The 19,190-nt window shown below is 63.6% G+C and carries 14 protein-coding genes and 1 tRNA gene; 8 read left to right on the top strand and 7 right to left on the bottom strand.

The genetic code is table 11. The features are described 5' to 3' along the window. The first annotated feature begins 282 nt into the window (after positions 1 to 282). From NDI72_RS00770 to NDI72_RS00780, 3 genes are all read left to right on the top strand, one after another. Positions 283 to 1,383, top strand: coding sequence for a DUF2793 domain-containing protein (locus NDI72_RS00770; RefSeq protein ID WP_283799277.1), 1,101 nt, complete (start codon positions 283 to 285; stop codon positions 1,381 to 1,383). A 111-nt stretch (positions 1,384 to 1,494) separates the two neighbouring features. Further along, positions 1,495 to 1,569 (top strand) — tRNA-Gln (locus NDI72_RS00775). Between the two features lie 199 nt (positions 1,570 to 1,768). Further along, positions 1,769 to 2,029 carry a sunset domain-containing protein gene (locus NDI72_RS00780; protein WP_222473849.1) on the top strand — a complete coding sequence of 87 codons (261 nt, stop codon included), beginning with the start codon at positions 1,769 to 1,771 and terminating at the stop codon, positions 2,027 to 2,029. A 52-nt stretch (positions 2,030 to 2,081) separates the two neighbouring features. Here NDI72_RS00780 and NDI72_RS00785 read toward each other — a convergent pair whose 3' ends face one another. Further along, positions 2,082 to 3,443, bottom strand: coding sequence for a phosphohexomutase domain-containing protein (locus tag NDI72_RS00785; protein WP_206547270.1), 1,362 nt, complete (start codon positions 3,441 to 3,443; stop codon positions 2,082 to 2,084). A 297-nt stretch (positions 3,444 to 3,740) separates the two neighbouring features. Here NDI72_RS00785 and NDI72_RS00790 point away from each other — a divergent pair, with 297 nt between their 5' ends. From NDI72_RS00790 to cysQ, 4 genes are all read left to right on the top strand, one after another. Further along, positions 3,741 to 4,859 (top strand): DegT/DnrJ/EryC1/StrS family aminotransferase, encoded by a 1,119-nt coding sequence (locus NDI72_RS00790; protein WP_206545875.1) that lies wholly within the window; start codon positions 3,741 to 3,743, stop codon positions 4,857 to 4,859. A gap of 175 nt (positions 4,860 to 5,034) precedes the next feature. Further along, positions 5,035 to 5,994 carry a sulfate adenylyltransferase subunit CysD gene (gene cysD / locus NDI72_RS00795; protein WP_283799448.1) on the top strand — a complete coding sequence of 320 codons (960 nt, stop codon included), beginning with the start codon at positions 5,035 to 5,037 and terminating at the stop codon, positions 5,992 to 5,994. A gap of 2 nt (positions 5,995 to 5,996) precedes the next feature. Beyond that, positions 5,997 to 7,916 (top strand): sulfate adenylyltransferase subunit CysN, encoded by a 1,920-nt coding sequence (gene cysN, locus NDI72_RS00800; protein ID WP_283799278.1) that lies wholly within the window; start codon positions 5,997 to 5,999, stop codon positions 7,914 to 7,916. A 78-nt stretch (positions 7,917 to 7,994) separates the two neighbouring features. Beyond that, on the top strand, positions 7,995 to 8,795 hold the full coding sequence (gene cysQ / locus NDI72_RS00805) for a 3'(2'),5'-bisphosphate nucleotidase CysQ (protein WP_283799279.1): 801 nt from the start codon (positions 7,995 to 7,997) through the stop codon (positions 8,793 to 8,795). 280 nt (positions 8,796 to 9,075) lie between these two features. Here cysQ and NDI72_RS00810 read toward each other — a convergent pair whose 3' ends face one another. The 6 genes from NDI72_RS00810 to NDI72_RS00835 all read right to left on the bottom strand — a co-directional run bounded on the left by NDI72_RS00810 (position 9,076) and on the right by NDI72_RS00835 (position 18,121). Further along, positions 9,076 to 10,005 carry a carbohydrate kinase family protein gene (locus NDI72_RS00810; RefSeq protein WP_283799280.1) on the bottom strand — a complete coding sequence of 310 codons (930 nt, stop codon included), beginning with the start codon at positions 10,003 to 10,005 and terminating at the stop codon, positions 9,076 to 9,078. A gap of 79 nt (positions 10,006 to 10,084) precedes the next feature. Further along, a complete protein-coding gene (locus NDI72_RS00815) occupies positions 10,085 to 13,411 on the bottom strand; it encodes an error-prone DNA polymerase (protein WP_283799281.1) in 3,327 nt (1,108 codons plus the stop codon). Beyond that, positions 13,408 to 14,898 (bottom strand): Y-family DNA polymerase, encoded by a 1,491-nt coding sequence (locus tag NDI72_RS00820; RefSeq protein ID WP_283799282.1) that lies wholly within the window; start codon positions 14,896 to 14,898, stop codon positions 13,408 to 13,410. The genes NDI72_RS00815 and NDI72_RS00820 overlap by 4 nt, the downstream gene beginning before the upstream one ends. A gap of 13 nt (positions 14,899 to 14,911) precedes the next feature. Then, positions 14,912 to 15,793: an ImuA family protein gene (locus tag NDI72_RS00825; RefSeq protein ID WP_283799284.1), complete on the bottom strand. Its 882-nt coding sequence runs from the start codon at positions 15,791 to 15,793 to the stop codon at positions 14,912 to 14,914. A gap of 19 nt (positions 15,794 to 15,812) precedes the next feature. Next, positions 15,813 to 16,697, bottom strand: a complete 885-nt coding sequence (locus tag NDI72_RS00830) for an endonuclease III domain-containing protein (RefSeq protein ID WP_283799286.1) — start codon at positions 16,695 to 16,697, stop codon at positions 15,813 to 15,815. Between the two features lie 335 nt (positions 16,698 to 17,032). Continuing rightward, positions 17,033 to 18,121 (bottom strand): GGDEF domain-containing protein, encoded by a 1,089-nt coding sequence (locus NDI72_RS00835; protein WP_283799288.1) that lies wholly within the window; start codon positions 18,119 to 18,121, stop codon positions 17,033 to 17,035. A 246-nt stretch (positions 18,122 to 18,367) separates the two neighbouring features. On the opposite strand from NDI72_RS00835, the gene NDI72_RS00840 reads away from it, so the two are divergent. Beyond that, positions 18,368 to 19,126 (top strand): GGDEF domain-containing protein, encoded by a 759-nt coding sequence (locus NDI72_RS00840; RefSeq protein WP_283799290.1) that lies wholly within the window; start codon positions 18,368 to 18,370, stop codon positions 19,124 to 19,126. Positions 19,127 to 19,190: the final 64 nt, after the last annotated feature.

Genomic DNA, 19,190 nt, shown 5'->3' on the forward strand with positions numbered 1-19,190 from the left:
AACAGTGCAATGCCGGGAACCTTCGCCAAGGATGCCCCGACTTTAGATTGGAAACGTTGACGCGGGGTGTAGGCAAGAGCGCCATCAAGGGATTTGCCCCGTCCATGGGGAGAGGGGACTACCTCCACGGTTGTTTTTCTCCCCGCCGCGCCTCGTTCAAGCAGGCCAATCGTGCGCACTCATGCGCCCTTTGCCGGGGAGAGGGCGCGATGAACGGCACCGTTTTCTCCCCGCGCCCTCTGCCGCTCCTAGACTTTCCCCGATCAAAAGGAACGGGCCAAGATGGAACAGACCGCAAATCTCAAGCTTCCCTACATCATGCCGTCGCAGGCGCAGAAACACGTGACGCACAACGAAGCCATTCGTCTTCTGGACGGGCTGGTGCAGCTCGCTGTGCGTGACCGCGACCTCTCCGCACCGCCGGTCAGCCCCGAAGAGGGCGAATGCCACATCGTTGCGGCGGCAGCGACCGGGGCATGGACGGGCTGGGAAGGGCAGGTGGCGTATTTCGCCGATGGGGCGTGGATGCGGCTTGCGCCGGCTGCCGGCTGGCGGGCCTGGATCATCGACGAGGCGCGTCTTGCCGCCTTTGATGGCGTGGGCTGGCAGGCCATCAACGGATTTCCGGAGAGCGCGGCGGAGATCCAGAATGCAGCGCTGTTCGGGCTTGGAACGACCGCCGATGCGACCAACCCGTTTTCTGCAAAGCTGGACAAGGCGCTCTGGACGGCCCGCTACGCTGCCGAAGGGGGAACGGGCAGCCTGCTCTACACGATGAACAAGGAAGCGCCTGCCGGCGATGTGGGCTTCCTGTTGCAGAGCGGTTTCGTGACGCGCGCGATGTTTGGGCTGCTCGGTTCCGATGGCTGGCGGCTCGCGGTTTCTCCCGATGGTCTGGCCTTCAAGGATGCGATTCGCACCGATGAGGGTTCCGGCCTTGTGTCGCTGCCGGGCAACGCCAAATTCCTTGGCTTCATCAATTACGATCAGTATGTCGCCGCCGACACATGGCAGACCGTGGCCATCAACAACACGCTGTCGAACGATCAGATGTCCTTCGACACGGGCGCAAACCGGTTCACCGCGCCGGCAGACGGGCTCTACCGCTTTGGGGCGAGCATCGGCTGGAAGCAGAATGGCGCGAATGTGCCGACGGCGGTGAAGGCGAAGCTGGTGCTCAACGGCGTGAGCGACCTCTGCGCGCCTTTGGTGGCGGGCGATGTGGCCGATCTGGCGGTGGATGGTTCGGAAACGGCGCTGCATCTTCACGTGATGACGCGCCTGGCGGCGGGCGACACGGTGGCGCTTGCGCAGCTCTTTAGCGGGCTTGATGGCTATGTGCCGGCGACGGTCACGCGGTTCTGGGGAGAGTGGGTGGCCTGACGCCTGATGCCTGACGCCTGACGCAGCGACTGGCGCGTGCTCCACAGAAAGGCTGAAAACGCCTGCTTGTCGTGGGGCCGCGCTTCTGCTATCCACCGCTTCGCTCGGTCTTGGGGCGTCGCCAAGTGGTAAGGCAACGGTTTTTGGTACCGTCATTCGCAGGTTCGAATCCTGCCGCCCCAGCCAGTCTACCAAATTCCAGAAATCTCTCTTGTTGAAGCTGAAACGTGAGCAATTTTCTACAAATTGCTTCGGCCGCCTTGGGGCTGTGTCAAATTTTGACTGCTAGCTTTGCGCCATGAGCAAGTGGAAGCCTACTCCCGAAGTCATTGACGCGTCCCGGCGTTTCAGACGCGCCAAACGATTGCGTTTGACGAAAAAAGTCTTGTTCGGCGCGGTTCTTCTGGGAGCCGTTGGCGCCGGATACGCCTATGACCGGGGACGGCTCGAGCCGGTTCAGGCGCTGATGCAGTCGGCAAATTGCAACATCAAGGGCAATGTCAGCATCGATACCGGTGAGCGCATCTATCATGTGCCGGGGCAACGCTATTACGAGCAGACCGTCATCTCGCCGCGCTACGGGGAGAGGTGGTTCTGTTCGGAAGCCGAGGCGCGCCGCGCAGGATGGCGCAGATCCAAGGTCTGAAAAGCCCGGCTCTTTTCAGCCGGGCTTTCCTGAAGCGTTATTGTTCTTCCGATCAACCAGCCTGCTCGATCATCCCGCGCAGCTCGTCCACCTTTGCCTTCAGGAGCGCCTTGTCGCCGCGGGTCTCCACGTTGAGGCGCAGCAGGGGTTCGGTGTTGGAGGCGCGCAGGTTGAAGCGCCAGTCGTCGAACACCATGCCGAGGCCATCCTGGCTCTCGATTTCGGGGGTCTGCGGCATGTAGTGATCGGAAATGCGGGCCTGTACCGCGGTTGCGTCCGAAACGGTGAAGTTGATCTCGCCCGAGCAGGGATAGGCCGCGATGCGCTCTTCCAGGCGCTCGGCGAGCGTCGTGCCGCTGGCCGAAAGCTCCGCCACCACGTTGAGCCAAGCAAGCATGCCTGAATCGCAATAGGCGAAATCACGGAAGTAGTGGTGCGCGCTCATCTCGCCGCCATAGATGGCGTTCTCCTCGCGCATCATCTGCTTGAAATAGGCATGGCCCGTGCGGCAGGCCTTCGCCACGCCGCCGGCGCTTTCCACCACGTCGATCGTGTTCCAGGTCAGGCGCGGGTCGTAGAGAACGGTGCTGCCCGGATTCTTGGCGAGCAGAGACTGGGCGATCATGCCGACCAGATAATAGCCTTCCACGAAACGGCCCTTGTGGTCGTAGAGGAAGCAGCGGTCGAAATCGCCGTCCCAGGCGATGGCGAGGTCCGCGCCGTGCTCGATCACCGCCCTGCTGGCCTTCTCGCGCTTCTCCGGAAGCAGCGGGTTCGGCACGCCATTGGGCAGGCGCGGATCGGGCTCGTGGTCGATCTTGATGAAGGTGAAGGGCAGATGCTTTTCCAGAAGATCGATGATCGGGCCTGCACAGCCATTGCCGGCGTGGCAGACGATCTTCATCGGTTTCAGGTTCTGGCCGGCCACCTCGTTGAGAAGGCGTTCGATATAGGCGTCGCGGTCGCACGGATCGTGCAGTGCGCCGCGCGCGGCATAATCGGCAACCGGCTGAAGCACCGCATCCGAACGCATGATCTCTTCGATTGCGTTGAAGGCGTTGTCCGGCGTGGCGGCGGACGCGCCTTTCAGCACCATCTTGATGCCGTTGTAATCGGGCGGGTTGTGGCTGGCGGTCACCATGAGGCCGGCATCCGCGCCGCTTGCGGCGGTGTGGAAATAGACCTCTTCCGTGCCGCAGCGGCCAACGGGGCGCACGGCGACGCCGCTGTCGAGAAGGCCCTGGGTCAGCGCTTCGGCCAGCGCCGGGCTATCCATGCGCATGTCGTGGCCGATAACGACCGTGCCGGGGTTGAGGCTTTGCTTGAGCGCCTGCGAAAAGCGATAGGCGAAGGGAACATTGATTTCTGCGGGGATACGGCCGCGAACGTCATACGCTTTGAAGGGGGCGCCCATACTTTCCTTCCTGAATAATCTCGAAGATGAACAATGCTCTGTCATCGTTTAGCATTGCAATGATTGATTGAAGTTTTGTTAGAATTGGATGAAGGCACACAGAGACACAATTGCGGCGACAAATGCGCACGCTACGCAAATACACAAGAGCTGAAACGGTTGCATGCCGGCTTGTTCACCTCGTGTAACAGCCGGCGCATCAGTTTGAAGGGGGGCGTTGGTTGCACTGCGCCCGCCGCATCCCTATTCAACGGACGGGGATAACGCGGAATCATCCCGCAACCGATTGGGCAACAAATGCAATTTATCGATCTCGGCGCTCAGCGTGAGCGCATCAAGGACAAACTGGCGACCGCAATCGACAAGGTTGTTGCCGAAGGGCGCTATATTCTCGGGCCGGAAGTCAGCGCTCTTGAAGAGCAGCTCGCGGCCTATGTGGGCACCAAGCACGTTATCGCCTGCGCCAATGGCACCGACGCCCTGCTCATGCCGCTGATGGCCTATGGCATCGGACCGGGCGACGCGGTGTTCTGCCCGAGCTTCACCTTTGCAGCGACGGCCGAAGTCGTGGCGCTGGCCGGCGCAGAGCCGGTTTTCGTGGAAATCGACGCCGACACTTACAATATGGACCCGAAGAGCCTGACGGCCGCCATCGATCACATCAAGGCGGAAGGCCGGCTGACGCCGAAGGCGGTGATCCCGGTCGATCTCTTTGGTCTGGCTGCCGACTACGGAGCCATCGAAGGCATCGCTGCGCGTGAAGATCTGCGCATCATCGAGGACGCCGCCCAGTCCATCGGCGGCACGCTCAACAACAAGCGCTGCGGCGCGTTCGGCCATGTGGCGTCCACCAGCTTCTACCCGGCCAAGCCGCTGGGTTGTTATGGTGACGGCGGCGCGATGTTCACCGATGATGACGAGCTGGCCGATGTGCTGCGTTCCATCGCCTTCCACGGCAAGGGCGAAAGCCAGTATGACAATGTGCGCGTGGGCCTGAATTCACGCCTCGACACGATCCAGGCCGCGATCCTGATCGAGAAGCTGGCGATCCTCGAAGACGAGATGGAAGCGCGCCAGAAGGTTGCCGCACGCTATGCCGAGGGGCTTGGCGATGTGGTGAAGGTGGCGGTGACGCCGAAGGGCCATCGCTCGGCCTGGGCGCAATATGCCATCGAGACCGGGAAGCGCGACCTGGTGCGCAAGCGCCTTGGTGAGGCGGGCATTCCCTCGGTTGTCTATTACGAGAAGCCGCTGCACCTGCAGAAGGCCTATGAGATGCATGCGAAAGCGCCGGGTGGTCTCGCCATTTCGGAGAGCCTGCCGCACCGCATCCTGTGCCTGCCGATGCACCCCTATCTCGCCGAGAGCGACCAGGATCGCGTGATCGAGACCATCCGCAGCGCCGTCGCCGAATAGGCTGACGACTGCTTCCAGGACATCGAAAAGGCCCGTGAAAACGGGCCTTTTTTGCATTCTGAAATGCCTTTTCCCCTTTGCCGGAAACAACGCAAAAAGCGCCTCGCAAACCGGGGTGAGGTTGGGCGTGCGCGCCTTGAGAGGGTCGAAAACCGCATGGTACCCCAAGGGCAGGATCCGGAAGCCGCAAAGGCTCCGGCCGCAGCGACAAAGACGCGAAGGCGAAAACATGCCGGCAGCCCTTACCCATCTCGACAGGCTGGAAGCCGAGGCGATCCACATCTTCCGCGAAGTGGCGGCGACCTTTTCAAAGCCGGTGATGCTTTATTCCGTCGGCAAGGATTCGTCCGTGCTGATGCATCTGGCGATGAAGGCGTTCTACCCGGCCAAACCGCCATTCCCCTTCCTGCATGTGGACACCACCTGGAAGTTTCGCGAGATGATCGAATTTCGCGACCGGATGGCGCGCGAAAAGGGTTTTGAGCTTCTGGTGCATGTAAACGAGGAGGGCGTGCGCGACGGCATCAATCCGTTCGATCATGGCTCCAACACGCACACCCATGTGATGAAGACGGTGGCGCTGCGCCAGGCGCTCGACAAATACGGGTTTGACGCCGCCTTTGGCGGCGCGCGGCGCGACGAAGAGAAGAGCCGCGCCAAGGAACGCATTTTCTCATTCCGCTCCGCAGGCCATGGCTGGGACCCGAAGAACCAGCGGCCGGAAATGTGGAAAATCTACAACACGCGCGTGGCGCAGGGTGAATCGATCCGTGTCTTCCCGCTCTCCAACTGGACCGAGCAGGACATCTGGCAATACATCCTGCAGGAAAACATTCCCATCGTTCCGCTCTATTTCGCCGCCAGACGGCCGGTGGTGGATCGGGGCGGAATGACCATCATGGTCGATGACGACCGGATGCGCCTTCAGCCGGGCGAGAAGGTGGAGGAGCGTCTGGTGCGCTTCCGCACGCTTGGCTGCTACCCGCTGACGGGCGCGATCCCGTCGACCGCTGCCACGCTCGAGGAAATCGTCGGCGAGATGCTGACGGCCCGCACGTCTGAACGGCAGGGGCGTCTGATCGACCGCGATGAGGCAGGCTCCATGGAAAAGAAGAAGCGCGAGGGGTATTTCTGATCATGTTGACCGCCAACACAGCGCTTCTGCGTGAAGATGATGATGCTCTGGTCGATATCCGCGACTATGTGGCCGGGCAGGAGAACAAGGGGCTTTTGCGGTTCCTGACCTGCGGCTCGGTGGATGACGGCAAGTCGACGCTGATCGGGCGTCTCCTGTTCGACACCAAGCTGATCTTCGAGGACCAGCTGGCAGCGCTTGAAAACGATTCCCGCAAGCACGGCACGGCTGGCGACGAGATCGATTTCGCACTGCTGGTCGACGGGCTGGAGGCCGAACGCGAGCAGGGCATCACCATCGATGTGGCCTATCGCTTCTTCTCCACGCCGCGCCGCAAATTCATCGTGGCCGACACGCCGGGCCATGAGCAGTACACGCGCAACATGGCGACCGGCGCATCCACTGCGGATGTGGCCATCGTGCTGGTGGACGCGCGGCAGGGCATTCTGCCGCAGACGCGCCGACACTCGATGATCGCCTCGCTTCTGGGCATTCGCCACATCGTTCTGGCGGTGAACAAAATCGACCTTGTCAGCTTCGACGAAGCCGTGTTCGAGCGCATCGCGGCGGAATATCGCGCGTTTGCCGAAGAGCTCGGCTTCACGACGATCCAGCCGATCCCCATGTCGGCGCGCTATGGCGACAATGTCATCCGCTCGTCGGGCAAGACGCCCTGGTATGATGGGCCGTCGCTGCTGGAGCATCTGGAGACGGTCGACATCGAGGCCGAGGCGGAGGGAAAGCCGTTCCGCTTTCCCGTGCAGTATGTCTCGCGGCCGAACCTTGATTTTCGCGGTTTCTCGGGCACGGTGGCTGCTGGCAGCATCGGCGTCGGCGAGCGGGTGACGGTCGCCAAGTCGGGCAAGCAGACGCGCATCCGCCGCATCGTCACGCAGGATGGCGATCTGGAGGTCGCCTCGGAGGGGCAGGCGGTGACGCTTCTGCTCGAGGACGAGGTGGAGCTTTCGCGCGGCAACATGCTGGTGACGCCGGAGGCGCGCCCGCATGTGGCCGATCAGTTCTCCGCGACGCTTGTGTGGTTCGATGAAAAGCCGCTCCTGCCGGGGCGCTCCTACATTCTGCGCACCGAAACGGATGAGGTTTCGGCGACGGTGAGCCAGCTCAAGCATCGACGGAACATCAACAATTTTGCCGAGGAAGCGGCAACCAGCCTCGATCTGAACGAGGTGGGGTTGTGCAATTTTTCAGCTCAGGCGCCGATTGCCTTTGACGCTTTCAGCGATAACCGCACCACGGGCGCTTTCATCCTGATTGACCGGCTGACCAATGCGACGGTCGGCGCGGGCATGATCCAGCGGCCTTTGCGGCGCGCAGCGAACATCCACTGGCAGGCGCTCGACGTGACGCGCCAGTCACGCGCGGAGCTGAAGCACCAGAAACCGGCGGTTCTGTGGTTCACCGGGCTCTCGGGTTCCGGCAAATCGACCATTGCCAGCCTTCTGGAAAAGAAACTGCATGCAGCCGGCCGCCACACCTATGTTCTGGATGGCGACAATGTTCGCCACGGGCTGAACCGGGATCTGGGCTTTACGGACGAGGACCGGGTGGAGAACATCCGCCGTGTGGCTGAAACGGCAAAGCTGATGGCGGATGCCGGGTTGATCGTGCTCGTCTCGTTCATCTCGCCCTTCAGGGCCGAGCGGCGCATGGCGCGCGAGCTGATGAACGAGGGCGAGTTTGTGGAGGTCTTCGTGGACACGCCCTTTGAAGAATGCGCGAGGCGTGATCCGAAAGGGCTCTATGCCAAGGCGCTCAATGGCGAGATACAGAACTTCACGGGCGTCGATTCCCCCTATGAGACGCCGGAAAGGGCTGATATCCACATCGGGACGACGGCCCGCGCGCCCGAAGAGCTGGTCGACGAAATCGAGGCCTGGCTCAAGGAACGTGGCCATTGCTGATCTGAATTGAAGAAGGGCATCGGAACAACCAAAAGCCGGTTTCCGGTCCGATGCTCTGGTGGAAAGACTGACTGGCCCATGGGCATGATGAAGGACGACGCGGCGCTTCTGGCGCTGTTTGAAGAACTCGCGCTGGCGGCGGGGGCTGCGATCATGCAGCACTACGAGGCGGGCTTCGAGGTGGAGCAGAAGGCTGACGATACGCCGGTAACGGCAGCCGACCGTGCTGCGGAGAGGGTGATCCTCGACGGGTTTCGGAATGTGGGGCTGGGAACGCCCTGCGTTTCTGAAGAGGCCGCGTCCGGTGGCGTCATTCCGGCCTGCGGCGATGGCAATTTCCTTTTGGTAGATCCGCTCGATGGCACGCGCGAATTCATTGCGCGGCGTCCGGATTTCACCGTCAATATCGGCCTGATCCGCAATGGCGAGCCGGTGGCCGGTGTTGTCTATGCGCCGGCGCGCGATCTGCTCTATTCGGCGCGTCCGGGTTCGGCGTTTGAAATTCCGGTGGTGGGCGGCAAGCCGCAGGAGCGGCGGACGATCAGGGCGCGGCCGCGCCGGACACCGCCTGCAATTGTCGCAAGCCGCTCGCACTGTACCGACGAAACCCGCGCCTTCATCGCCCGCCATCCGGATGCCGAGACGGTTTCCATCGGTTCGTCGCTGAAATTCTGCATGATCGCGCGGGGCGATGCGGATCTCTATCCGCGCTTCGGCCGGACCATGCAGTGGGACACGGCGGCCGGTGACGCCGTGCTGCGTGCGGCAGGCGGCATGGCGCACACGCTGGATGGCGCGCCGCTCACCTATGGGCCGAAGGGCGGCGAGGGGCTGGAAGCCTTTGTGAGCCCGTCATTCGTTGCCGAAGGGGCGGGCTGAAATCATCCTGCTTTGGGCCGTTGTTGTGTAGGCGCAGCCGTCAACGCCTCCTTCTCCCCGCTGGCGGGGAGAAGGTGAGGATGAGGGGCGGGCACCTGCAATTGTGATCAGTGCCAGGTTTTGAATGGGGGTGGCTGCCGTGCGGCGAGGCTTGCGCGGCCCCTCATCCCCCTGCCGGGACCTTCTCCCCGCACACGGGGAGAAGGAGGATGGCCGAAACTGCGGCGCTCCTTGATGGGAAGGGAAGGCAGGGCCCGGGCTTTTTCAACTGACTGTCCAGTCAGGCCGTCGTCAGCTCTTCCTTCCAGGGGGGATTTGCGCCGGCGCGTGACACGGTGATGGCGGCGGCGCGGGTTGCGAAGGTCATTGCTTCTGAAATCTCCCCAGCGCCGAGCGCGGCGATCTTTTCCTTCGTCAGAAGCCCAGCCACCTCAAGGGCCGCCAGAAGCGCGCCGTTGAACGTGTCGCCGGCGCCGACCGTGTCGACCACGGTGACGGGCCGTGCCGCGACGAACTGCTTTTGTGATTTCGTGTAGGCCGTCGCGCCCTTGCCGCCATCGGTGACAATGACGAGGGAGGGCCCGCGCGCCAGCCAGCGCGCGGCGATCGCGTCGGTGCTTTCCGTTTCGCCGAACCATGCAAGATCGTCGGTGGAGATTTTCACGATGTCGGACAGGGCAAGCATGCGCTCAATGCGGGCGCGGTGGCTTTTTGCATCGGTGATAAAGGCGGGGCGGATGTTTGGGTCGAGCATGATGACGCGGCCCGCAGCCTCGCGCGCCATCAGCGCCTCATAGGCCGAGCCACAGGGCTCTGACACGAGGCTGATGCCGCCGAACAGAAGGGCCGACACATCTGTGCCGATGGCGGGCAGGTCGTCGGGCGAGACCATCCGGCCGGCTGTGCTTTCATCATAGAAGGCGTATTCGGCCTGACCGGCGGTAAGGGTCACGAAGGCGAGTGTCGTGGGGCGGCTGGAAATCTGCGCAAAGCCAAGATCCACATGGCTTTCCTCAAGCTTCTCGCGCAGCATCCGACCGAAGAGATCGTCCGAGAGGCCGGTGAAGAAGCCACAGGACACGCCAAGGCGGGCAATGGCGATGGCGCTGTTGAAGACCGCGCCGCCGGTATAGGGCGCAAAGGCCGCTTCGCCGTCGCTCGACTGGCGCGGCAGCATGTCGATCAGCGCTTCGCCGCAACAAAGGATCATGACGTGCCTCCCGTTCGTTTTGCCCATCGGGAGTAGCGGGCGGCGGGCGGCTTGGCAATGCAGGATGCGCGGGGCCTTATCAATGGAAGTTGCGGCCCTTGGGCAGAACACGCACATCGCGCGGGTGACGCCAGAGATTTTGCGCGGTCGCGGGCTTTTCCGCCGCCTGTGCGTCCGCGCCCGGATCGGACATGGCGGCCAGAAGCTCCGGCGTCGTGTCGAGCAGGCGGCGGGCGACCACATGGATGACATTGCTTTCTTTCTGCAGAATGCCCTCGATGGTGACCATGCGCGCGCCGAACACGATGCGGCGAAAGCGCTGGAAGACGCGCGGCCAGACGATGACGTTGGCAATGCCGGTTTCATCCTCCAGCGTCATGAAGATGACGCCGCTTGCCGTGCCGGGGCGCTGGCGCACCAGAACGAGGCCCGAAACGCGCACGAAGCGCCCTGCCGGGATGTCCGCGAGGGCGCGGGTTTCCACGATGCGGCGTTCCTTGAGTTGCTGGCGCAGGAAGGAAACGGGATGCGCCTTGAGAGAAAGGCTGAGCGTGCCGTAATCCTCCACCACCTGCTCGCCGGGAAGAAGTTCAGGCAGCGCCACGCTCTCTTCGGCCTGAAGGGGCGTTTCTTCCGTGCTTTTGGTGCTGGCGAAGAGCGGCAGTTCCTCGGCTGCCGCACGCACGCCCTGATGGCCGCTCAGGCCGCGCACCTCCCAGAGGGCGGCGCGGCGGTCGAGCCCGAGTGAGCGGAAGGCGTCCGCCTCGGCAAGCCGGCGCAGGGAGAACATGTCGATGCCGGAACGGAAATAGAGGTCGCGCACGGTGGCAAAGCCCACGCCGCGCGTGGCCATGATCTTCAGCGCTGCGGCCTCGCGTATGCCATCCACCTGGCGCAGGCCGAGCCGCACCGCATGGCGGATCGCGCCCTTTTTCGAGGCCGGTTCCAGCGTGTGGTCCCAGTCGCTGCGGTTGATGTCGACGGGGCGTGTCTCGCCGCCATGATCGCGGAAATCCCGGACGATGGAGGAGGCGGAGTAAAACCCCATGGGCTGGGAGTTCAAAAGTGCGCAGGCAAAGACATCCGGATAGTGGCATTTGAGCCAGGAGGAGGCATAGGCGAGCAGCGCGAAACTGGCCGAATGGCTTTCGGGAAAACCGTAATCGCTGAACCCCTTCATCTGGTTGAAACAGCGCTCGGCAAAGTCGGGTTCATAGCCATTGGCGAGCATGCCCTTGATGAAGTCTTCGCGGAACTGGTCGATTGTGCCGGTGCGGCGGAAGGAGGCCATGGCGCGGCGCAGCCGGTCGGCCTTTTCCGGCGAGAAGCCGGCCGCGACGATGGCGATCTTCATCGCCTGTTCCTGAAAGAGCGGCACGCCGAGGGTCTTCTGGAGCACGGCGCGCAATTCTTCGGAAGGATAATCGACATTCTCTTCCCTGTTGCGGCGGCGCAGATAGGGATGAACCATGTCGCCCTGAATGGGACCGGGGCGGACAATGGCGATCTCGATCACGAGGTCATAGAAATTTTCCGGTCGCAGGCGCGGCAGCATGGACATCTGCGCCCGGCTTTCGATCTGGAAGACGCCAACCGTGTCGGCGCGCTGGATCATGGCGTAGGTGGGGCGGTCGTCGCGGGGCACGGTGGCCAGCGTGCGCTCTTCGCCATAGTGATCGCGCAACAGATCGAACCCCTTGCGCAGGCAGGTGAGCATGCCGAGCGAAAGCACATCCACCTTGAGGATGTTGAGCGCGTCGAGATCGTCCTTGTCCCATTCCACCATGGTGCGGTCCTTCATGGCGGCGTTGGCGATGGGCACGATTTCGCTCAAGGGCGAATGGGTGAGCACGAAGCCGCCCACATGCTGGGAGAGATGGCGGGGGAAGCCGATCAGCTGGCTGACGAGAACGAGGGTCTGGCGCAGGCGTGGATCGGTGGGGTCGAGACCGGCTTCGCGCACCTGGTCGCCGGCAGGCGTGCGCGAGGAATGGCCCCAGACAAGGCCGGTCATTGCGGCGACCACATCGGGCGACAGGCCCATGGCCTTGCCGGCCTCGCGCACGGCGCTGCGCGTGCGGTAGGAAATGACGGTGGCGGCCAGCCCGGCGCGGTGGCGGCCATATTTGTCATAGATGTACTGCATCACCTCTTCGCGCCGCTCATGCTCGAAATCGACATCGATGTCCGGCGGCTCGCCGCGCTCTGCGGAGATGAAGCGCTCGAACAGAAGGTCGATCTCGGTGGGATTGACCGAGGTGACGCCAAGGCAAAAACAGACGACAGAATTGGCCGCCGAGCCGCGCCCCTGGCACAGGATGGGCGGGGTCTGTGCGCGGGCGAAGTTCACAATGTCGTGCACGGTGAGAAAATAGGCGGCGTAGCCAAGCTGGCCGATGAGCTTCAGCTCATGGGAAATCATGCCGGCGACCTTTGGCGGAACCACGCCGTCGAAACGGACTTTTGCGCCAAGCCAGGTGAGGCGTTCCAGCTCCTCCTGCGGGGTGGCGCTCTCACCGCTCGATTCCTTCGGATAGTCGAAGCACAGTTCATCGAGCGAGAAGCGGCATTCATCCATGAGGGCCACGGAACGGGCAATGGCGTCTTCGTGGCCGCGCAGCAGGCGGGCCATCTCCGCAGGCGCTTTCAGGTGCCGCTCGGCATTGCGTTCCAGCCGGAAACCGGCTTCGTCGATGGTGCAGTGCGCGCGGATGCAGGTGAGGAGATCCTGAAGGGGGCGGCGGGCCGGCGTGTGGTAGAGCACGTCATTGGTGGCGATGAGCGGGGTGCCGCAGGCCGTGGCAAGCGCGGCAAGGCGCTCTTGGCGCGCGCCATCATTGGCCCTCCGGTGGGGCGTGAGCGCCAGAAACACATCGCCGGGGAAGAGGGTTGCGAGGCGGCGCAGATTTTCCTCGAAATCAGAACCGAAATCATAGGGCGGCATGGCGATGAAGCGCTGGTCCGCGCCAAGCTGTTCCAGATTGCCCAGATGGAGGTGGCACTCGCCTTTCGGCGCGCGGCGGTTGCCATCGGTCAAAAGCTGCGTCAGGCGGCCATAGGCATCCCTGTCGGTCGGGAAGCAGAGCGTTTCGAAATCGTCCAGCATGACCAGTCGCGCGCCGACGACAAGGCGGATCTTCTGCGCCTTCGCCTCCACATGGGCGCGCACGACGCCAGCCAGCGTGTTGCGGTCGGCAATGCCGATGGCCGCATGGCCAAGCCGGGCGGCTTCGGCAACCAGCTCGCGGGGATGAGACCCGCCGCGCAGAAAGCTGTAATTGCTGGTGACGCCGAGCTCCACATAGGGCGGGGCCGGTGGCACGGAGCGCTTTTTGGGGGGCGTTCCGGCGGTGTCGGCCTTTAAACCGGTGGTCAGAGGGATGGGGTTTGACGATTGCGCGCTCATGCGAAGACCCCGTGGATGAACCAGCGCGGGGTTTCTTCATCGCGCTCATAAAGCCCGTCGCGGAAGAGCCAGAAGCGGCGGCCGGCTTCATCTTCGATGCGGAAATAGTCGCGTGTCTTGCGGCTGGCCCCGAGTGGCGCGCGCCACCATTCAGGCGCAATGCGTTCCGGCCCTTCGGCGCGCGTCACAAGGTGGGCCACGCGCCGCCATTCGAAACGGGTGGGCGGCCCATCAGGCACGCCGGCAAGCGTGGTGACAGGCTCCGGAACGGCAAAGAGGAAGAGGGGGCGGGCAAAGGCCGCGCCATCCTGAATGCAGCGGGCATGGGCCTGCCAGTCGTGGCTTTGCGCGGGCTTGAGCACGGAGACGGCGCGGGCGGCGCGCTCGGGCAGGAAGCTCGCATGGGGCTCGGCGCGGGTGACGTTGCGCGCGCCGAACCGGTTGACCAGCCGGTCAAGCAGCGGAGCGAGGTCGCCGTCACGCATGGTCATGGCGTCGTCGCCATCGCGCATGGTCATGGCGTCGTCGTCCAGATCCTCCTGCCGCATGGCGAGCGTTTCCACGGAAAGGGCGGTGAGGCTGGCCGCCTCGAAGCCGAAGCCGGCGCGATCCTCTATGCGGTCGAGCCGCTCGCCGAGAAGGCGGGCGAGATGTGCTGCATCGCGCGTGGGGGTGCTGGTGGCGAGCGGCAGGGCCTCGAACCAGCCATCGACGCGGAACAGCCGCAGCTCCACGCGCCGCGCGCCCTTGCCGGCCTTTTCAAGGAGCGCGCAGAGGTCGCGCGTGAGGCGGCCGATGGCGATCCCGATTGCTTCCTGCGTGACGATTGGTTCGGCAAAACGGCATTGCGCGGCATGCAGATGGGGCGGGTTGAGGGGGCGAAAGCTTTCCTCCTCATGGCCAAGCGCCTCGTCCAGCCGGCGCAGCGCCAGCGGGCCAAAGCGCGACGCCAGAGGCGCGCGCGGCTTGCCGATGAGATCGCCGACGCGTTTGAGACCAAGCTTTTCAAGCGCCTTGACCGTGCCTTCCTCCAGCCGCAGGGCGCAGACGGGCAGCGGCGCCATGTGCCCGGCAAGGGTTGAGCGGGTGACGGCAAGGCGATCATCGGGCGCGTGGCGGGCAAGCGCCCAGGCGCCACCGATGGTGGGCGCCAGCGCCAGCCGTGCGGTGAGGCCGAAACGGCCAAGCTTTGACGCCAGCATCTCCATGAGGGCGCTCTCGCCGCCGAAGAGATGTGCACAGCCGGCAATGTCGAGGCTCACCCCGTCGGGAAAGTCGGGACGCGTCAGCGGCGAAAAACACTGGCACCAGAGCGCCAGCCTTATGAGGGCACGCTCATCGCCCTGAAGGTCGGCATGGGCGACCTGCAGGGCGGGGTGGATGGCGCGCGCATCGGCCAGCGCCATGCCGGGTGAAAAGCCCAGCGCCCCGGCTGCCTGATTGAACGCGGTGATGCGCTGGCCATTGTCCGTGGTGGTGACGAGCACCAGCGCCGCGTCCTCATGAGGCTTCTGCCCATTCGGGGGGCAATCTGGAGCTGGCGCGCCCGGCGTCATGTGGCCATGGTGTTGCCCCTGTGGTCGCTCCTGCCGGCGTTCTATCGGCCAGCGGGGCAGGAAGACGGAAAGAAAGCGTGTCATGATCCCACTCGACATCCCAGCCGCTTGAGAAACGGCGGGACATCCCTTGCCTTGATTTGAGAAGCGCAAGCCGCCAGCGCGGCGCACCCGAATATGAGGATTGGCCCGATGATTGGCCTGAGGATTGGCCTGAGGATTGGCTGGGCGAGGCGGGTGCTGCGGGAAGCGATGCGACGGACCAGCGGGTCTCGGCCGCCGTGCCCTCTGCTGAAGCCTGTCGCCCGCGCAGGATGAGGGCGGTGACGCCGTGGCGTGCGGCGCGCAGGGCAAGGCGGCGGCTGGCGGCGAAATCATAGGCGCGGGCGCTGTCGGGCAGGATGCCGGCGACGGCGGCGAGCGGCGCATGGGAAAGCCCTTCCTCCAGCGCCCACAAAATGTCGATGGGCTTGCGCACCTCGATCCTGATCAGCCGGTTCGGATCAAGCCCGAGGGCTGCCAGGCCGGGCGGGTAGAGCGCGCCTTCGTTGTTTGCCAGATGCGCGGGCACAGCCCAGAGAATGGGGCCGGGGCGCTGGCGGAGAAGACGCGCCAGAAAACAGATGCCGAAGCCCGCGCCGGCGGCGAAATCGCCATGGGTGGCCGGGAGGATTTCATGCAGCGCGCCGGTCTTGAGACCGTGGGCGGGAAGGGCGGCGTCAAGCGCCTCTGCGCCCAGTCCAAGCGCGGGGCGGGCGTTGGGCGTCAGCCTTTCCTGAGGGGCGATGCGGCGGCGTAAGGCCTCTATCTCGAACCTGTGTTTCATGACGCAACTCCGGTACGCACTAACAGGACGCTGCGGATGCCGACGCGGTCTGCACCGGCGGCGGCGCGCCGGAAGCGCCCTGATTCAAATTCGCAGCATCTTCCTTCAAGGAACTGATTTGACTCATCTTCACGCTTGCGCCCGGCAGGGCGTGCGCGGGCGGCGCATCACGCAGCCATTCTTCCAGAAGGCGTGTGCGCTGAGGCGTGGCACTGCCGGCGCAGACATTTGTGAAAGGGCAGGAAACGCTGCGGTTGCGGGCGCAAAATGTCCGCCCGAGATCCTGCATGAGGATGTGGTGTTCTTCAGTGTCGGAAGCCTCCCAGCCATTGGGGAGCTGGCGGTTGAGAAGGCGGACCGAACGCTCGGGCGACGTCTGCTCGGGCACGAGGCCGAGGCAGCGCGCTGCGCGCCAGTGCGCCGTGTCGACGACAAGAACGCGCCTGCGCAGGGTGCTCATGTTGAGGGTGGCAGCGCTGGTCTTGGGGCCGACGCCGTAAAGCCGTTCCAGCCAGGCAAGGGCGTTCTCCACCGGCCAGCCATGCAGGAAGCCGAGATCGAGCGCGCCGCGCAGGCTGGCGATTTCCTGTAGGGCGCGGGGCAGGGCTTCGGCCTTGCGCTCGGGGTGGGTGATGCCTTCAAGAAGCGGGTCGAGTTCGTGGGAGGATGCTTCGGCCAGACGCTGCCAGGAGCCTCTGTGCCGCGCCACTTCGAAATGCTCGACCAGAGCGGCGAAAACCCCGAGCGCCGTTTCATTGTGCGTTCTGCCGCTGAGCATCGCCAGAATCATCTGGCTTATCGGGTCGAGACGCACGAAATCCGTGGGCGGTCCGAAGACAGCCAGCAAGCGCTGATGGAGGCTTGCAATCCGGTCGAAAGGTGCAAGGGGCAGGGTGTATTGCATCCCCGCATGATAAGAACAAATAGGGAACAAATCAATCGTTCTCTACCATCGGGCTGAGAACAGCTGAGGAAAACGAAAGGCCGCCAGACAGCCGGTCCCACGGCAGACGCGCGCTGTCTGACGGCCCGCTCCAGCGTTCTGACGACGCTTTCAGCAGTGTCCCCTCTGGACCCTGCCATACTGAAAGCATCAAGCGTGCCAGTCGCAGTTCGCCTTGGCTTTATTCTTAATTTTCAGTGTGTTGCCGTTATCTGTCCAAGCGGGCGCGTTTCGTTCTCGCACCGGCCATGATGCGCGTCAGAGCAGGCTGCCCATGAAACGGGCAGACGCCTTCATCAAATAGCGACTTCCAGACGGTTGCGGCCTGTGGATTTTGCGCGGTTGAGGGCGGTGTCGGCCTGACCGAGTGCGATCCAGAAGCTCTCCTTGCGTGGCAGCGGCGTGTGCAGGCCGACGCTCACGGTAAGCGGGATCTCGATCCCGTCGAGATTGAAGGGCGTATCGGAAACGGCGGTCTGGATGCGTTCGGCAAGGCCGAAGGCGCGTTCGGCGTCATAGGCCGGCAGCACAAGCGCAATGGCCTGCCCGCCGAAGCTGGCGACCATGTCCGTCTGGCGAACGGCTGACTGGACGACGGACGCGACATGGCGCAGGGCCTGCTCGCCGGCCGCGTGGCCGTGTTCCTCAAGCACCTGATCGAATTCGTCGATGTCGATGAGCGCCATGGAGTAGGGCTGCCCCGCCCAGTTCATGGCGGCGGCGAGTTCCGGGCCCAGCTTGTCGAAGACACGCCGGTTCAAAAGCCCGGTTGCCGTATCCGTGGTCCCCATCGGTGCCTCCTTCAAGCGTCGTGGTCCGAAATGCGAGCGCTGCAATTCAAGAATGCGGCCGATCACGATGGCGGCAATCACATTGGCCACAATAGCAACCGGTGCGACTTCGCCCAAGGTGCGCATGGCGGTTTCCCACGGCATGAGGAAAACCGAAATCAGGGAGACCGATGTCAGAAGGCCGACGCCGGCGAGCGCGACCATGGAAACGCGCCGGCCTTTCACCATCTGCGCGAAAGCCAGGCTCACCAGGCTGCAGATCAGGACGGCGACAATGCCGCTCGCCACGCCTGCGCCGCCAAGCCAGATGCGACCGAGGATCGCGACAGCCGAGGTGATGGCAAGCGTAATCCAGCCGCCATAGGTCATGGCGAGAACGACAAACACATTGCCGATGTCGAAAGACAGGCCGGAGGAGGCGTGTGCGCTGAAGAGGGCAGGCCCGATGGAGCCCACGGAGAAAAGCGCGGAGACGAGAAGGCTGCGCTGTAAGGATGTCAGTGCAAGCCGGGCCGCGCGCTCGTAAAGCAGCGCGGCGATGACCGCAATTCCCAAGCCTTGCAGGAACTCGGATGCCAGGGCAGCCATGTCCATCAGGTCAATCTCCGCAGACGCCTCACCAAAAGAAACAACGATTTGCGTGCGAAAATGCAGCCCGCCATTACTTCGCCTGATACTCAGTATGTATGACAAGGCAGCGTAAACACAAGAAGTTCCAGTGCAAAGCCCGGTTCTTCAACTTGTTCGCGTATTTCCGTGGAGGTTTGTCCGTCCGGTTGCCGCAGGGTAACGGCATGTTTACACCGCTGAAATATTATGTGCCGGCAAAAGGGCGAGGGGATGGGACGTTTGCAGGCGGTGTTCGAGCGGTTTTACGCGTTGCGCATCTGGCAACAGGCATGCATCGTCACTCTGGGCGCTGCCGTGGGTGCTGACGCGCTGACGCTCATTCTTTACTCCATATTCTTTTCCGACCGGCTGATGCTCGACCTGATTCTCACGGCCGTCATCACCGTTTTTGTGGCCTACCCGATCTCCTATGTTTTTCTGAGCAAGACGGCGACGGTCGCGAAACTGGCGGCTGAGCTGGACAGGGCCGCCACGACCGACTGCCTGACCGACCTGTGCAATCGTCGCCATTTCATGCAGCAGGCGGGCGCGTTTATCGGAGAAGCCGACGCCTCGGCAGGTGTCGTTCTCTTCATCGATGTGGATCACTTCAAGCTGATCAACGACCGGTTTGGCCATGCCGAGGGGGATCGGGTGCTTGTGCTGGTGGCGGAGGCAATTCGCCAGAGCGTGCGCGTGGATGATATCTGCGCGCGCATTGGCGGCGAGGAGTTCGCCGTGTTCATGCCGGGCGCGGACCTGCCGCTTGCGCGCACGGTTTCGGAGCGCATCGCCCTGAGCTGCCGTCTCGTTGGGTGCACGGCGCACCCCGAAGAGCTTTCCACCACGGTGAGCATCGGCGTTGCCATGCATCGCCCGGAGCAAACGCTGGATGAAGTTGTCCGCGAGGCCGATTTCCTTCTGTACAGGGCCAAGCGGGGCGGGCGCGACCAGGTGATGTATCGCGCGCCGCATGAGGTCGTCGCCTGAGGGTGGCGCCGGGCACGCGGTTCATGGAATGAAAAACGGCGCCGAAGGGCGCCGTTTGCGTATC

This window comes from Nitratireductor sp. GZWM139 (assembly GCF_030068685.1).
Lineage (GTDB): Bacteria > Pseudomonadota > Alphaproteobacteria > Rhizobiales > Rhizobiaceae > Nitratireductor > Nitratireductor aquimarinus.

Coding starts and splice junctions, on each gene's coding strand:
- cysN (WP_283799278.1), top strand. CDS start 5,997: ATGTTGACCGCCAACACAGCGCTTCTGCGTGAAGATGATGATGCTCTG.
- NDI72_RS00835 (WP_283799288.1), bottom strand. CDS start 18,121: ATGGACATGGCTGCCCTGGCATCCGAGTTCCTGCAAGGCTTGGGAATT.
- NDI72_RS00825 (WP_283799284.1), bottom strand. CDS start 15,793: ATGAAACACAGGTTCGAGATAGAGGCCTTACGCCGCCGCATCGCCCCT.
- cysQ (WP_283799279.1), top strand. CDS start 7,995: ATGGGCATGATGAAGGACGACGCGGCGCTTCTGGCGCTGTTTGAAGAA.
- NDI72_RS00815 (WP_283799281.1), bottom strand. CDS start 13,411: ATGAGCGCGCAATCGTCAAACCCCATCCCTCTGACCACCGGTTTAAAG.
- NDI72_RS00810 (WP_283799280.1), bottom strand. CDS start 10,005: ATGATCCTTTGTTGCGGCGAAGCGCTGATCGACATGCTGCCGCGCCAG.
- NDI72_RS00770 (WP_283799277.1), top strand. CDS start 283: ATGGAACAGACCGCAAATCTCAAGCTTCCCTACATCATGCCGTCGCAG.
- NDI72_RS00840 (WP_283799290.1), top strand. CDS start 18,368: ATGGGACGTTTGCAGGCGGTGTTCGAGCGGTTTTACGCGTTGCGCATC.
- NDI72_RS00785 (WP_206547270.1), bottom strand. CDS start 3,443: ATGGGCGCCCCCTTCAAAGCGTATGACGTTCGCGGCCGTATCCCCGCA.
- NDI72_RS00790 (WP_206545875.1), top strand. CDS start 3,741: ATGCAATTTATCGATCTCGGCGCTCAGCGTGAGCGCATCAAGGACAAA.
- NDI72_RS00830 (WP_283799286.1), bottom strand. CDS start 16,697: ATGCAATACACCCTGCCCCTTGCACCTTTCGACCGGATTGCAAGCCTC.